The organism is Bradyrhizobium sp. BR 1433, assembly GCF_051547665.1.
In the GTDB taxonomy this organism is placed as follows: domain Bacteria; phylum Pseudomonadota; class Alphaproteobacteria; order Rhizobiales; family Xanthobacteraceae; genus Bradyrhizobium; species Bradyrhizobium australafricanum.
This window is the reverse complement of sequence record NZ_JBPUGG010000001.1, coordinates 2,839,134-2,853,917: the sequence shown is the minus strand read 5'-3', so window position 1 is coordinate 2,853,917 and position 14,784 is coordinate 2,839,134. Positions and strand designations below refer to the sequence as shown.

The 14,784-nt window shown below is 58.2% G+C and carries 12 protein-coding genes and 2 pseudogenes; 12 read left to right on the top strand and 2 right to left on the bottom strand.

Features of this window, described 5'->3' with window-relative positions; genetic code table 11:
* Positions 1 to 32 precede the first annotated feature (32 nt).
* Positions 33 to 1,622, top strand: coding sequence for an IS66 family transposase (gene tnpC / locus ACSKB9_RS14235; protein WP_438073873.1), 1,590 nt, complete (start codon positions 33 to 35; stop codon positions 1,620 to 1,622).
* 475 nt (positions 1,623 to 2,097) lie between these two features.
* Here the strand turns inward: tnpC (ACSKB9_RS14235) and ACSKB9_RS14230 are convergent, their stop codons facing one another.
* Positions 2,098 to 2,289, bottom strand: coding sequence for a hypothetical protein (locus ACSKB9_RS14230; RefSeq protein ID WP_438073871.1), 192 nt, complete (start codon positions 2,287 to 2,289; stop codon positions 2,098 to 2,100).
* Positions 2,290 to 2,862: 573 nt separating this feature from the next.
* Here ACSKB9_RS14230 and ACSKB9_RS14225 point away from each other — a divergent pair.
* On the top strand, positions 2,863 to 3,321 hold the full coding sequence (locus ACSKB9_RS14225; protein ID WP_411780132.1) for a GNAT family N-acetyltransferase: 459 nt from the start codon (positions 2,863 to 2,865) through the stop codon (positions 3,319 to 3,321).
* Positions 3,322 to 3,928: 607 nt separating this feature from the next.
* On the opposite strand, the pseudogene ACSKB9_RS14220 reads toward ACSKB9_RS14225, so the two are convergent.
* Positions 3,929 to 4,160 (bottom strand): annotated as a pseudogene (locus ACSKB9_RS14220) (ATP-binding protein); the annotation flags it as partial.
* 847 nt (positions 4,161 to 5,007) lie between these two features.
* On the opposite strand from ACSKB9_RS14220, the gene tnpA reads away from it, so the two are divergent.
* From tnpA to ACSKB9_RS14170, 10 genes and pseudogenes are all read left to right on the top strand, one after another.
* Positions 5,008 to 5,481: an IS66-like element accessory protein TnpA gene (gene tnpA / locus ACSKB9_RS14215; protein WP_438073869.1), complete on the top strand. Its 474-nt coding sequence runs from the start codon at positions 5,008 to 5,010 to the stop codon at positions 5,479 to 5,481.
* Between the two features lie 78 nt (positions 5,482 to 5,559).
* On the top strand, positions 5,560 to 5,814 hold the full coding sequence (gene tnpB, locus ACSKB9_RS14210; RefSeq protein WP_438073867.1) for an IS66 family insertion sequence element accessory protein TnpB: 255 nt from the start codon (positions 5,560 to 5,562) through the stop codon (positions 5,812 to 5,814).
* 52 nt (positions 5,815 to 5,866) lie between these two features.
* Positions 5,867 to 7,437 (top strand): annotated as a pseudogene (gene tnpC, locus ACSKB9_RS14205) (IS66 family transposase).
* A 722-nt stretch (positions 7,438 to 8,159) separates the two neighbouring features.
* Positions 8,160 to 9,662: a 2-aminoethylphosphonate--pyruvate transaminase gene (locus ACSKB9_RS14200; protein ID WP_438073865.1), complete on the top strand. Its 1,503-nt coding sequence runs from the start codon at positions 8,160 to 8,162 to the stop codon at positions 9,660 to 9,662.
* Positions 9,556 to 10,572, top strand: coding sequence for a PLP-dependent transferase (locus ACSKB9_RS14195; RefSeq protein ID WP_438073863.1), 1,017 nt, complete (start codon positions 9,556 to 9,558; stop codon positions 10,570 to 10,572). Before ACSKB9_RS14200 ends, ACSKB9_RS14195 begins: the two co-directional genes overlap by 107 nt.
* A 28-nt stretch (positions 10,573 to 10,600) precedes the next feature.
* Positions 10,601 to 11,659, top strand: a complete 1,059-nt coding sequence (gene rtxC, locus ACSKB9_RS14190) for a dhydrorhizobitoxine desaturase (RefSeq protein ID WP_438073861.1) — start codon at positions 10,601 to 10,603, stop codon at positions 11,657 to 11,659.
* A complete protein-coding gene (locus ACSKB9_RS14185; RefSeq protein ID WP_438073859.1) occupies positions 11,656 to 12,474 on the top strand; it encodes a gamma-glutamyl-gamma-aminobutyrate hydrolase family protein in 819 nt (272 codons plus the stop codon). The genes rtxC and ACSKB9_RS14185 overlap by 4 nt, the downstream gene beginning before the upstream one ends.
* Positions 12,443 to 13,498 (top strand): DMT family transporter, encoded by a 1,056-nt coding sequence (locus ACSKB9_RS14180; protein ID WP_438073858.1) that lies wholly within the window; start codon positions 12,443 to 12,445, stop codon positions 13,496 to 13,498. Before ACSKB9_RS14185 ends, ACSKB9_RS14180 begins: the two co-directional genes overlap by 32 nt.
* The gene (locus ACSKB9_RS14175; RefSeq protein WP_438073856.1) at positions 13,495 to 13,788 is read left to right on the top strand and encodes a hypothetical protein; all 294 of its coding nucleotides are present in this window, start codon (positions 13,495 to 13,497) and stop codon (positions 13,786 to 13,788) included. Before ACSKB9_RS14180 ends, ACSKB9_RS14175 begins: the two co-directional genes overlap by 4 nt.
* The gene (locus tag ACSKB9_RS14170; protein ID WP_438073854.1) at positions 13,763 to 14,782 is read left to right on the top strand and encodes an ATP-grasp domain-containing protein; all 1,020 of its coding nucleotides are present in this window, start codon (positions 13,763 to 13,765) and stop codon (positions 14,780 to 14,782) included. Before ACSKB9_RS14175 ends, ACSKB9_RS14170 begins: the two co-directional genes overlap by 26 nt.
* Positions 14,783 to 14,784 lie beyond the last annotated feature (2 nt).

Here is a 14,784-nt window from a genome sequence, read left to right as displayed (position 1 = left end):
TACACGCGGCGGCGATGTGCTCGAAATAGCGCATGAGCATCGCGGCGCTGCGCGACGAAAACGAACACCTTAAGGCGCCATTGGCGCAAACGCAGGCGGCCTTGAGCGAGCATCAGGGGGCACTGGCGGCGTCGGAGGAAGCGCGACGCCGGCTGGAGGTCATTCTCGGCGAATTACGACGCGACAGGTTCGGCGCGAAATCCGAGAAGCTGCGACCAGATCAGTATCATTTGCCGCTCGAAGACGTGGAGATCGCGCAAGGCATCCTGGATGCCGCGCAGGAGAGAGCCCAGGCGGTGATCCAGGGCCGATCACGGAGCGATCCGGATCAAGGCTCGCATCGCAATCGCGGCTGCTTGCCTGCCCATTTGCCGCGGATGGAGCGGATCATCGAGCCTGCGAGCACGCTTTGCCCGTGCGGTTGCGGCGCCATGACGAAGATCGGCGAGGACGTCAGCCAGCGCCTCGACGTGATCCCGGCGCAATGGCGCGTGCTGGTCACACGCCGCCCAAAATACATCTGTCGCCGCTGCGCGGGCCCCGTCGTGCAGGCGCACGCACCGGAGCACGTCGTGCCCGGCGGGCTGCCGACCGAAGCGGCCATCGCGCACGTGATCGTCTCCAAATTTGGCGACCATACGCCTTTTTACCGTCAGGCCGAGATCTATGCGCGCCAGGGCATCCGGCTTGATCGGGCGACACTGGGCAACTGGTCGGGCCGCGCCTGCTTCCATCTTCAGCCCATCGCGGACCACATGCGCCACCACTTGGCCATGGCGGATCGGCTGTTCATGGACGAGACCAAGGCGCCAGTACTCGATCCGGGGCGCGGCCAAACGAAGAAAGGCTACTTCTGGGCGATCGCCTCAGATGACCGCGGCCACAGCGGTCCAAGTCCGCCGATCGTGCTGTTCCGATATGCCCCCGGTCGCAGCGGTGCCTTTGCTGAGCAGTTCCTGAACGGCTTTGGCGGACACCACCTGCAATGCGACGCCTATGACGGGTATGACCGGTTGAACGAAGTCGTTCGACCGCAAGGGCCGTGGACGCTCGTGCATTGCTGGAGCCATTTGCGCCGGCGCTTCGTCAAATTGGCCCGTAACAGCAAATCGCCGATCGCCGAGGCCGCCGTCGGCACATCGCCCAGCTTTACGCCATCGAAGCCATGGTACGCGGCTCATCGCCGGACATCCGGCTGGCCGCGCGCAAGGAGCACTCGCTTGCCCATGGTAGCCGCGGTGAAGTCGTGGTTCGAGAAACAGTTGTCGATGATCTCCAGCGGATCGACGCTCGCCGAGGATATCCGCTATGCGCTGAATCATTGGGAGGGGCTGACGCGCTTCCTCGAAGACGGATGTCTCGAGCTCGACACCAACCCGGTCGAGAACGCCATCCGGCCAATCTGCTTGACCAGGAAAAACGCTCTCTTCGCCGGACATGAAATCGGGGCCGAAAACTGGGCCTTGCTGGCATCGATCGTCGCCACCTGCAAACTCAACGACGTCAATCCGGCCAGCTACATCGCCGAAACACTCGAGGCGATCATCGACGGCCATCCCCATAGCAGAATCGGCGACCTCATGCCATGGCGCTTCCGCAAGGCGTCAAGCCAGCCTCAATAGGGCCCCGGCCGAGCGCTTACGCACGTCTCGCGCGCAACGCACTATGTCGCTCTAGGTTTCTCCGATTAAGAGGGCGCCTAAGGAATTGGCCGAGAAGTGGATTGATGCCGAAACTCGCGAATAGGCAAATTGCTGAATGCCATCCGCGAATGCCGGCGGGCTCCTTGGTTGTGTGATGTGGCAGACGTGGCACCGCGGTTCCGCGGGCTGCCTGGCGCGTCTCGAGCCAAGGCCGCCGAAACGGCTCTTCATGATGGCGCGGCCGTTTGCCAGAACACTCGCCGAGCGCCGTTTGTGCAATCTGAGGCCGCGAACGCTATGGACATGATAGACAAGCTGACGCGTTGACCGCATGCCGCAGCAACAGCGGCAGCAGCAGCAGACAGGGTCTTTGGCAGCGTGATTAGAAAGAGATGAGAAGCGGTCAATTTCCAACTAACGAACCGGTTCAAGCGGTCCCGCTCCGCGGGCCATTTCAGGCGCGACCTTCTTCATCAACCGCATGGAGGTGATAAGCGAACTGCGCGGTGCCCAACCCAATAGTTGCGACGTTCATCTTGAACAACTCCTCTGCAGCCAGCACATCTGGCATCATATCACGGGCGTCGAGAGAGCGGGACCGTCTTCCCATCAACGGCCGGCTGCGTGTTGAAGAGACGTCGTTCACTTCGCTAGCCCAGGCCCGCGTCGGATAGCGAACAGATTCTTTCGCAATTTCGGGATTGCTTCTTCTAGAATGAAGGTACAAGGCTGAATGATGGGAATGCCATGGGTCAGGTGATACAGATTGATGAAGCGCAGATTCGGGATCACCGGGGCGAGATGGTGCGCAGGACGGTCGAAGAGACGCTGAATGCCGTGCTGGAGGCCAAAGCGGACCAGCTTTGCGGCGCTGCGCGCTATGAGCGCAACCAGCTCGGCAGGACACGCGAGCCGGCAGCTACGAGCGAACGTTGCAGACCAAGGCGGGACACATCAATCCGTGCGACTGATTTTTGCATCGAGGGAGCCGCCGAAGGCGGGCCGCTTAGATGCCGAGCAACAGATTAGTCGAGGTCCGGGACCATGCGTTTCGAACTGGCGACACTCATCTGGCTGAAATCACCAATCGATTGAGAGCGACGGTCCAAACTTGTATTCTGCTAACGGTCTTCGTCGAGCCTGTCGCTAGGATGATTGGGAGTTCTTTCTGGAAAGGTGACAGCAAGGCGCACTTGTCAGTCGAACGTAGGATCCAAAGATGGCCGAGATCATCACGAGGAGAGTGGCCGCTGCAGATGCAGAAGTCGTCGGTCGCTTTGTCGATGCACTTTTGGTCGAGCTGAGTGGCAATCCGTCCGATGCAAGTCGTAGGGTCGACAGCGCGCGAGCAATCCTCGCAGACAAGGGTAATTATCTGGGGTTTCTCGCAGAAGAGAACGCCGGTCCGCTCGGGCTCATGATGATCACCGAATTCACCGCCGTCTACACGTTGGGTGTCGCCGCGACGATCACCGAATTGTACGTTTTGCCCGCGCATCGCTCACGCGGTGTCGCTGAGCGGTTGCTCGGGGCCGCGATCGACCATGGCAGGCTGCGCGGCTGGAATAGGCTCGAGGTGGGCGCGCCTAGCCAGCCGGCGTGGCAACGATCTCTTCAATTCTACAAGCGAAACGGGTTCACCGAAATCGGACCGCGCCTACGATTGAAACTTGGTTGATCGACTAAAGCCGCTTATCTGATTGCGGTCGCATTTCGGAGCGGCTCCTCACAACGAGGCAATAATTGAGTTTGCTCACGTTGACTTCCGCTAACCGGTGTTGCGGGACGCTGATCTGAAAGAGCCCGTGACCGGTATACCCAGATACAAGGATGATGTGACGAAGACCATAGGCTTCTCGGTCGGACCTGACCGGTGGCAGGTCCTGGTCATGGACCGCCCCGGATTTGCCGGAGGCTCCAAGTCTTGAGAGCATGGAGCTATGATGAGCAAAAAACGAACAAGTGTTCACCCGAGGTCCGGGCCCCAGCGGTGCGGATGGTTCTGGATCATGCCAGCGAGCGCCCGTCTCGCTGGGCAGCAGTGACATCGATTGCGGCCAAGATCGGCTGCACGCCGCATTGCATGACTGGGTGAACCGAGGTTGACTGTGAGCAGCGGGGCGGCGTTCCGGTCGACATCGCCGAGAAGCTGAAGGCACTGGAACGCGAGAACCGTGAGCTTCGGCACGTCAAGGAGATCTTGCGCAAAGCTTCCGACTGTGAGCCCTTTCGCGCGGCGTGGTTTGATGGTAGCGCTCGCCCCGTCGGAGCCGGCCGATCGAGCACGCAGTGGTCCCTTTGGCGTCGCCGAACACACTGGGCCATTCTCCGAAGGCGAGATTGGTGGTGACGATGACGAGGGTGCGCTCATAGAGCCGGCTGACCAGGTGGAGAGAAGCTGGCCGCCAGACTAGGCCAAGGGTAAATATCCGAGTTCTCCAAGAAGTCCATCCGGGTCAGATGCTCAGCAAAGCGTCCTTGCCGTGCATTGCGAGTCTCGATCTCGAGGCGTTTGACGCCAACGAGCGAGAGGTCGCGTGATGCCACGCGAGCCTGCTGAGCTGGCGCACGGTCTTGCGCACAACGCGCCGAGTCGCTCGACGTTATCCGCGACGGCTGTGAGCTCTCGCTTCTGTGATGTTTGCACACGAGGCACCGCGCTTTCCCGGGCTGCCTAGCGCGAGTGTCAGGCCATTGCCGCCGGATGCCGCCGGGCAGTCTTTGACGATGTCGCAGCTGTTTGCCCGGGCACTCGCTCAGCTGCCTTTTGCGCATCCCGATATTTTCACTTTCGCTCGAAAATGCGCTGCGTTGCTCCGGTGTTGCTGCTGCCGTCCCCATGACGACATGCCGACTGATATCTAGCCGGCATCGTTCGCTTGCGTAATGTGTGGAGAGGAGCTCATGTCGGGAGCATGCCACCCGGCCCGGTCCTAACGTTTGCGATCCCGTGCGTCTCGCCAAAGGGTAGCTCGATACACTGCAAGGCCGGGTGATCATAGATAAGCGGCTCGATTCGGCAATCGGCGAGGTGCTCGTGACGGGCGACGGGCGAGGGCATCCGGACCGTGCTTTCGATATGCGGCGCAGAGCAATGTCAACGGCTGCAGCCTGCTTTCCGCCAACCATCCTGCAATGTACGGCTTCGCCGAAGCTGCGTCGACTATCGGATGGTATACGGCCGCGGCCGTTTTCTGTCGGTCCGTGCCCTCAACGGCACCTCTGTCGTTCTCCGCCAGCGCTACGGCCCTGAATTGATCGCGGCAGAAGAGCAATCGCAGGGTAAGCGCGAATTTCGTCGCACCTTTTGCTTTTGAGTGCTCTGATGCATGAGGTGTCCACTTAAATAGGTGGACACCTTGTGATGGCAGACGACGATCAGAAACTGCGGGTCAGGCTTGTTGGCCGAAACGGTCGCCGGCGTTACGAGACGACATCGAAGGAGCGTCTTGTGGCGGCCTGCCTTGAGCCTGGCGTTTCGGTCTCGAGACTTGCGCTCGAACACGGGGTCAACGCGAACCTCCTTCGGAAGTGGATCAAGAAGCACACCGCGGCCAGGTCGCTGCCGCCGCCGTCATGCCCGGCGTTCATCCCGGTTCAGCTTGAGGGGACCTCCGAGCGGGCTCTGTCGCGGCAAGGCGGCGTTGCGGCGGTGGATTTTCCGGCGACTTGCGATGAAGTGCGTGGGTCGGAACCCAGGAGATCTCCAGCTTTTTGTTCTCCGGCTAAAGTGAGCGTGTCCTTGCCGAACGGCGTGAAGGTCGCGCTGGAATGCGGCGATGTGGGTGCATTGACGGCGATCATCGGAGCCCTGGGCCATGTTCAGACTGGGCGGTGACCTGCAGGTCTATCTGCACCGTGAGCCGATCGACTTCCGGGTCGGCATCAACAGCCTTGCGGTCCTGGTCAGGAGACGATGGCGCTCGATCCGTTCGCTCCGGCGGTTTTTGCGTTCTGCAATCGCCGTTGCGACCGGATGAAGCTGCTGTTCTTCGATCGGTCCGGCTTTGTGCTGGTCCTGAAGCGGCTGACCGAGGACAAGTTCCGATGGCCGCGCCGCGAGGCAGCGGTTGTCCGACTTACGACCGAGCAATTGCACTGGATTCTTGACGGCATCGATATTGATGCGATGGTCCGCCATCCGGTGCGGCAATACAAGGTTGCCGGCTGAGCTCTTGAGTTGAGCGGTTGACGCGTCGGTACGGTTCAGATTCAAGAATCCGATGAATCGAACCGGCGATCCGAGTGTTGAGATGCTGTTGGCGCGCATTGCCGCGCTGGAGGCGGAGAATCGTCAGCTCACGGAGCGCGTCGTCAAGCTCGAGGAAGAACTGGCGCTGGCAAGCCTGCATCGTTTTGCGCCGCGCAGCGAAAAGCACGTCGATCGTCTCTTCAATGAAGCCGAGCAGGCCACCGATGAGGATGACGCCGGCAGTGAAACGAACGATATTGCCGAACTTCCGGACACGGGCTTGCCACCCGTCGAAAGCGCGCCGGGAAAGAAGCGCGGCCGCAGGCCGCTGCCGGCCAATCTGCCGCGCGAGCGCGTCGAGTATGACCTGCCCGACGATCAGAAGGCGTGCCCTTGTTGCCGTGGCCAGATGCATCGCATGGGCGAGGCTGTCACCGAGCAACTTCATATCGAGGTGAAGGCGAAGGTTTTACAGAATGTGCGCTTCAAATATGCGTGCCGCCATTGCGATCGCACCGGGATCAACGCCCCTGTCGTGACCGCGCCGATGCCGACGCAGCCGTTGCCGGGCAGCGTTGCCACGGCCTCGACGCTGGCGTTCGCGCTGGTTCACAAATATGTCGATGGCACGCCGCTCTACCGCCTGGCGCAGGCCTTTGAACGCGCAGGTGTTCCTGTCAGCCGCGGCGCTTTGGGCCACTGGGTGATCGGCTCGAGCGAGAAGCATCTGCATCGCATTTATGACGCCCTGAAGCTGCGGCTCAGATCACAACCTCTCATCCATGGCGACGAGACGACGGTTCAGGTCCTCAAGGAGAAGGGCCGGGAGGCCACCAGCACCTCGTACATGTGGGCCTATCGCAGCGGCAAGGGCAGTCACGAGCCGATCGTTCTTCTGGATTATCAGCCAGGCCGCGGCCAACTCCACCCGCAAGCCTTCCTCGGCGATTACCGCGGCATTGTGATGAGCGACGGCTATACCGCATGGCGCACGCTGGAAGGGGCTACCCACATTGGATGCATGGCCCACTCCCGGCGGCGCTTTGTCGATGCACTCAAAGCAAGAAGAAGGGTGGCGGGCCGCCAGAACAAGCGCTGCGGTTCTTCGAACAGCTCTACCGGGTTGAAAGGCAGGAGCAGGACGAGAAACCGGAGAAGGGTGAAACACAGGCCGACTGCATTCGCCGCTTCCGCCAGCAACACAGCATTCCCGTCCTGAACGCCCTCAAGGGATGGCTCGATGACATGGCCCCGAAGGTCTTGCCTGACAGCAAGCTCGGCGACGCCGTGTCCTACACCCGCAACCAATGGGACTATCTGACGCGTTACACCGAAGATGGCAGGATGCCGATCGACAATAATCTTCTGGAGCGCGACATCAGGGTTTTTGCAACTGGCCGAAAGTGCTGGCTGTTCAGCGACACCGTCGACGGAGCCAGGGCCAGTGCCGTTGTCTACAGTCTGATGCTGACCTGCCGCGCCTCACGCGTCGAGCCGTTAGCATGGCTGCGCCACGTGCTCACCGAGTTGCCTCAGCGCGCGGTCGATGCAGATATCGACGACCTGATGCCCTTCAACTTCGCAAAATCTGCCACGGCCTGAAATCGCCAGGCACCGTCTTCGATACCGAAGGCGAGCCGTCAACACCGCCGGCCTCAGCGTGCCGCGAAACTCGCGCTTACATCGCAGGCGCCGCGGCTTGCAGTCAAATCCGACTGGAGAAGCATGCCAAGGCCGCTGTGTTCAGGCGCAAAGGCGTCATGCTGGCCGACTTTGGCAGCGGTAGGCGTGGGCTAGAGAAGCGCGTGGCCGCACGCCAGAATGCAAATTCGGAAATATTCGTCCCACGAGCTGAAAGGGGGGTTGAATCGCACGTGGCGTCAAGTTGTACGATCTCAAACATAGCCGGTTAACGAGTGACAAAAAGTGCGAATGTCCCAATTCTTAGGCTCTTGTAAGATGAGCGCGGTCAGCAGCGGCAGTTGTGGGGTCGCTGGCTGGCTCAGTGCCCTCGCGCGATGGTCCGGCGAAGACCGCTGGCGAACTTCCATTTTTTACTGAACGGCAGCGGCCAGACCCAGTCAAATTGGCTGACTGTCTCGTTCGCGACTCGAGATGGTGGCGACTTGTGCTTCCGTCATGATCTCCGCGGTGCAGATCGCTTCAAGGATCTCGATGTCAAATGCCAGGAAGAGCCGGGCGCGTCGCGCGGCGGTGCTCCAGAGTCGCGGATTAATACAACTATAGGGGAGGATGGGGTGACAAGGCAGCGTTCTTTGTTAACGCCTGGTCCGCTTGCACTCGCGCCAGCGGTCAAAACGCAGATGCAGTTCGACCTTGCATCGCGCGATTTCGAGTTCAAGGAAGTGACCGCCCGTATGAGGCGGTTGATGCTCAATCTGTCGGGAAATCCAAAAGGATACTCGGTTGTCCCTATTCAGGGAGGTGGCTCTTTTGCAATGGAAGCCGCTCTCTCGTCATTTGTGTCGCAGGGCGACCGACCGCTCGTTTGCATAAACGGCATCTATGGTGAGCGCATACTCAAGATTCTCCGGCTCTGGGGTGTTCAAGCCGTTCAGCTTGTCAAGCGAGCCACCGATGCCTTTGACCCTCAGGAAATCGCCGCCTGTCTGAACCAAGATCCAGCCATCACTCACCTATGCTTTGTTCATTGCGAGACCACGACGGGGATCGTCAATCCGCTCGAGCCAATCGTAGACGGTGCAAGGCAGCGAGGGATCAAGACCATCGTCGACGCAATGAGTTCGTTCGGCGGCATCCACATCGACCTAAATCGTGGCGGACCAGACGTCTTGGTCACGTCGAGCAACAAGTGCGTAGAAGGCCCTCCAGGGCTCGCTTATGTCATTGCGTCTCACGAACTTCTGGAGAATGCGGTTCAAGAACCGAAATCATTTGTGCTCGACGTTAGAGATCAATGGCGCTCGTTTGAGGACACAGGTGAATGGCGATCGACTCCGCCCACACATATCGTTCAGGCAGCCACGAAGGCGCTCGAGATCTTGGGAGACGAAGGCATCGACGTTAGGCGCCGCAGGTACGAAAAGATAAAAGATCGCGTCATCAACGAACTCGACGGTTTGGCTACCCCGCTTCTCGCGACGAACTTACAGTTTCCCATCTGCGTGGCGTTCGTTGCGCCGGCCGGGATTTCGGATCAGGTCGCGTTCGATCGGTTGTATTGTCACTTGGCGGCCCACAATCTGTACGTCTATTCGAAGCTCCATCTTCCGACCCGGAGTTTTCGCATTGGCTGTATTGGAGAAATTCAACCCAGTTGGATCGAGCAGTTGGGGTGCGCCTTTCGCACATATTTTCGGTCTGGTCGCACCGGGCTTGCGGGACGGACGTCACCCCGGGAAACTAGCGAAAGTCGTGCCGACACATCGCATTCAATCGCGACCGCCTCGCGGTACCCATTTTCCACCGAAACTGCTGTTCTGCACGCCGGATATCGTCGCGACCCCACAACTAAGGCCGTGGCAGTGCCGATCTACCAGAATACGGCTTACGAACTCGACGGTGATCTCAACCATATTGCGGACGTCTACAACGTAAAGGCCGATGGTTTCACTTATACGCGGATTATCAATCCGACGACCCCGTGCGCTGGAAAGGAGATATGCCGCTGTCGACATGGGAAGCGACTCACTCGCCGTTGCATCGGGCCAAGCGGCGACGTTCCTTGCAATCGTCAACTTGTCGAGTGGCGAAGTGGGCGACAATGTCGTCGCATCTCCGTACCTATATGGCAATACGTGGAACCTGCTCCACAACACGTTGAGGCGTCTCGGTATCAGCGTTAAGACGGCAGATCCTCGATACCCAGAAACCTTCGAACGTGCCATTGATGACCGCACGATATGCCTGTTCGGAGAGGTGATCTCGAATCCCTGTCTGATTCCGCTTCCCGTCAAGCAGCTGGCAGAAATCGGCAGAAGGCACGGCGTGCCCCTGGTCGTAGACAATACGACAACGCCGCTCGTGTGCCGTCCATCAGCGCTCGGTGCCGCGATTACGACGTACTCCGCGACCAAATACATCTGCGGCCATGGCACGACCCTGGGCGGACTAATCGTTGACAACGGCGCTTTCAATTATAGGGGGAGCTCACGCTTTCCCTTGTTCAACAACCCTGACGACGCCCACGGTGGCATCATCTGGCGCAACGCGTTGCAGGATATCGAGGATCTTGCCCAGAGCGAGTTTCTCTTGAAAGCCCGGATGACTTGGCTGCGCGATACCGGTGCGGCCATCGCCCCCTTTGCAAGCTTTCAACTAATCCAAGGGCTTGAAACACTGCACCTTCGCATGAAGCAGCACTGCGCAAACGCGAAGATCGTAGCCGAGGCTCTTAAAGAACATCCAAAAGTATGTCGCGTCTTTTACCCAGGCCTATTTGAAGGAGCCGATCGAGAAACCATCGATCAAACACTCAACGCAGAGTATGGGCACGGGGCGATGGTCATGTTTGAGGTCGAGAACGAACAAGCCGGACGCAAGTTCATCCAGAACGTCGACTTGATGTACCACGTTTCAAACGTGGGGGATGCCCGCACGCTTGTGACACATCCTGTTTCGACGACCCACACTACCGTCCCACGGGAAAAGCGCGAAGCCGCCGGCATATTTGGTGGCTCGATCCGGCTTTGTGTCGGCATCGAAGATGTCAACGACATCATCAAGGACTTGAACAAGGCACTTTCGGCAATCTGACAACCTGAAGCTTCTGGAAGGGGTTCGCATGAAACAGGCAGATGCTTGGAAACTGAGATCGTCACGTTATGAGGCGGTTCAATTCAGCCGCGAGATCAACAAGCAGCTCTCCGAGCTGAGACCAGATAACATAACGGGAGCTGCTTATATCGCCAAAGACTATGCTGTAATCGCAGCCTGCGTGGTCGCGACGATGTCTTTCTCCTGGTGGCTCTATCCGCTCGCTGTTCTACTGATAGGTGCCTATCAACGTGGATTGACGACAATCGCTCACGATGCGGCCCATCGTACCCTCGCCAGAAACACCACCTGGAACTATGTCCTGGGGATTCTGTTCGCGGCCTATCCTCTGTTCCAACGCCATTGGGCATACCGGATATCACACGTCTATCTGCATCACCCGTTTTTGGGCGACCCGGAGAAGGATCCCGATCTAAAATTCTTTTTGGCCCGCGGTGTTTACGACGTCCAGCCTCCTGGGCGGTACGCCTTCAATATGATCTGGAAGCCGATACTGGGTGGCGCGACGGTCGCGTATATGAAGTACCTTTGGACGAACCGGTTTTCGATAGCAGATAGCGAGGACCAGGATCGGTCGGGCATTCTTGTCGATAAGTATGGCTTCTATCTGTTCTGGTTCGCCATACTGGGCGGGTCATATCTTCTTGGTATCCTCCACTTCGTCATCCTGTTCTGGATCGTGCCCTATCTCACCACGTTTCAGGTCCTCGGCTGGTTTATCGAGCTCGCCGAGCACTCGCCCATGTGCGAGACCGAAACCAAGAACGTCTATCTAACTCGCAACAGAAAGGGGAATTTTCTGGAAAGAGTGATCTTTGGGCAGAATTTGGATGAATACCACCTAGAGCATCATCTGTCGCCCGGCATCCCTTTCTGGCTCTTGCGCAAAGCTCAGAAAATTCGAATGCAGGATCCTCAGTACGCAAGGGTTGCTTCAACTTGGGGAGGGCTATTCGTCAAGGGACCTCAAGGTCAGCCGAGCGTAATCTCCCAGTTAAAGCAGCGAAATCGACGCCTGTATGAGCAGTCCCTGGCTGGCGCAAATGCGCGGGAGAACCTGGCTTGATCTCGCAACGGGCAGAATCAGTCCGAGCCGTGGTGGGCATCACCTCAAACCGTCTTTTGGCTGATGGCGTGCACCGCGATTGGTTGCGGCGCAAATACGTGCATGCCCTCGTTCGTTACGCGGGGGTGACGAACGTGATACTACCGACTACCGATGCCGATGATGTGGGGATCGATGGCGTTCTTCCAATCATGTCCAGGCTGGACGGTCTGGTGCTGACTGGAGATGAATTGAATATTGATGCTGCCGTCGTGCGGTCGCCTGCTTCCCCTACACCGACGAACCAACCGGATGTTGAAGTTGGCATCCGCGACCGTCCAAGGGACAGGCTGTCCGCGGCAGCCATTGGCGCGGCCGTTGCATTCGGGATGCCCATATTGGGCATTTGCCGTGGCCTCCAGGAGCTTAACGTCTATTTCGGCGGCACGCTTCATGCATCGCTGGCGGAATGGAGGCCGGAGAGTGGAGCGATGCACGCCGAGAAGCCATGTCTCCCAAGGGATCGTCAGTACGATGTGACGCACTACGTAACAATACCGTCTGATGGTGTGCTCTTCCCGATAGCGGGCGCGACCGAGGCGCAAGTCAACTCGTTGCATAACCAAGGCGTAGAAAAAATTGCCTCTGCGTTGAAGCCAGAAGCGTGGACGTCCGACGGCCTGGTCGAAGCCGTTTCCGTAATTGGCGCGCCGACCTTGCAGATTGGTGTGCAATGGCATCCGGAGTGGCACGTGGCTACCGATCTTTTGAGCAAGCGACTTTTCAAGGCATTCGGAGACGCTTGTGTCGCATACTGCCAGAGAGATAAGCGATAGGGATACTGTGAAACGCCAAGGGAAATGTCCTCCTTGTAAATCGAAACAGGAGTCTCTCGAATTCGGTTCGAGAAAGGCTCCTGCATCGCTCGATTCCACGCGCGTGCAGACGGAGCGAACGGGGGCGCGTCGTTTCGCCGTGGGAGTTCTCTATGTCGTCCTCTATGTCATCGTTAGTGCGGCAGGTGACATCTATGCGGCATCGTATTTTCAGCAGGCAGATATTTACAGCACTCTCCTGCTGTCCTTTGCCCTAGTATGCCTGACGTTCAACCTTTTGGCTCGGCGCGAAAGCGGTCGACCAAGGATTACGAAGTCCTCGCTTACAGCCCTGGCGTCGCTCAACGTCGTCACCGCAATCAGCTGGGTTGGGCTTTTCATCGGACTGAAATATGCCGAACCCGCTATCATCGTCACGTTCATGGTGGCGTTGGGGCCTGCTGCGACTGTGTGGCTGAACGCCTGGATCAGAAAACAGGGCCATCCCCCGAAATCGGACGTTGCCGTAAGTGCTTTGGTTGCGCTCATCGGGGGGTACATGATTTGGATTTCGGCAAGCGGCAATGCCGGCGTCGAATGGGGGCCTCGGTCATCATTCGGCATTTTTGTGGCTATTGTGGCCGGTCTATCGCTCGCCCTTACCAATGTCCTCATGAAATTTCTGTTCGACCGTGGATTGTCGGGCCGACAAGTGCTTGCTCATCGCTTCTATGGCACGATTTTGTTGCTGCTGCTTTTTGTCGATCGCTCCTCAATCGTACTTGAGGTTTCGCAGCGTTGGTGTGCGATCGCGATCATTGCATTATCGACGATCATTGTTCCGTTGCTCCTGATTCAGGAGGGCATCCGCCGCGTAGAACCAATGACGGTAAACATGGTCCTATCCGCGGCTCCGATCATTTCGTTTCTGTTTCAGTATTGCGATGCTCGTATTGCGCCCTCTTCATACACCTTCATTGGAAATATTCTCATTACGGCTGTCGCCCTTTGCGCCATTTATGTCCAGTATCGGAGGTCCAGATGAACAAGCGCCATTGTGCAATAGTCGACGCGTACTCGACAGGCCGTTACCTGCCGGAGGAGTTCAGACGTTACGGGATTGGAACGGTGCATGTGATGTCCGCTGCGCAGGTTCCTCCGATCTTTCGCTCGCATTTCGACACTGCTTCATATGATGAGCTAATTCGTCCGGACGAGCACATGAAGGACGAGGAGGTTATCGAATATCACCTGGCGGCGCTTCGATGCCGAGAGACGGAATTCATTATAGCCGGATGCGAGACCGGAGTTGAGCTGGCGGAACTCGTTGTCTGAGCGGCTCGGCTTACCTTCGAATGGAACCGCCCGGTCAGCTGCAAGACGCGACAAATCGCGCTTGTCTGAAGCGTTGTCCTCCGCAGGAGTGCGATCAATCAGGCAGGTGGTATCAAGTAATGCTGAAGACTTCACAAGCTGGAAGCGACAAGCAAGCTTCGACGAAATCGTAATCAAGCCGCTGAATAGCACCGGCACGGAGGATGTGTTCTTCTGCTCGAGTGATGCTGACGTCCAACGGGCTACGAGTGCCATTGTAGGAAAGACAAATCGTGTCGGAGCCTTGAATCACCTCGCTCTTGGGCAGGAGAAGATAAGGGGACAACAATATACTGTAAATGCCGTGTCTATCGACGGAGAAAGTTTCGTCACGGAGGTCTGGACTTATGACACCGTCCCCGTAAAGGGCGCAGCGTCGATCTGCTCGCTCGAACGTTTGCTGGATGGCGAGGATCCAGTCGTGGAACAGCTGTCCAACTATTTGATGCGTGCGTTGCAAGCGCTTGAGATCGTCAACGGACCCGCTCATGCGGAGATCATCGTCGACAAGGCGGGGCCCGTTCTGGTTGACTTTGGAGCGAGGCTTCAAGGAACAATGTCCAGAAAAGCCCGGACGATGGCGTTGGGTCACAATCACATGACACTAACGGCGTGGCGCTACGCAGATCCTGCTGGCTTTCTTGCACATATGAGACAGCGCGGCCCGTACAGCCGGAGGGCTCACGCGCTGTGTGTCTCGCTTATCTCTGACGTAGGCGGTCTTGTCCGCGGTTATCCGGGGCTCGAAGCAATCCGTAAGCTGCCAAGTTTCGCGGATGCAATTGCATTCGTTCCGGTGGGGGAAAACTTGGTTCCGACGACCGATTTAGCGTCAACACCGGGTATCGTGTACCTCGTGAACAACGACTTGAACCAGCTTGAGAGTGACTATCGCAAGTTGCGAGCAATGGGGATGGACGAGGTATTCGATCTAGCGAGCCTAGGTCAGAACTAATG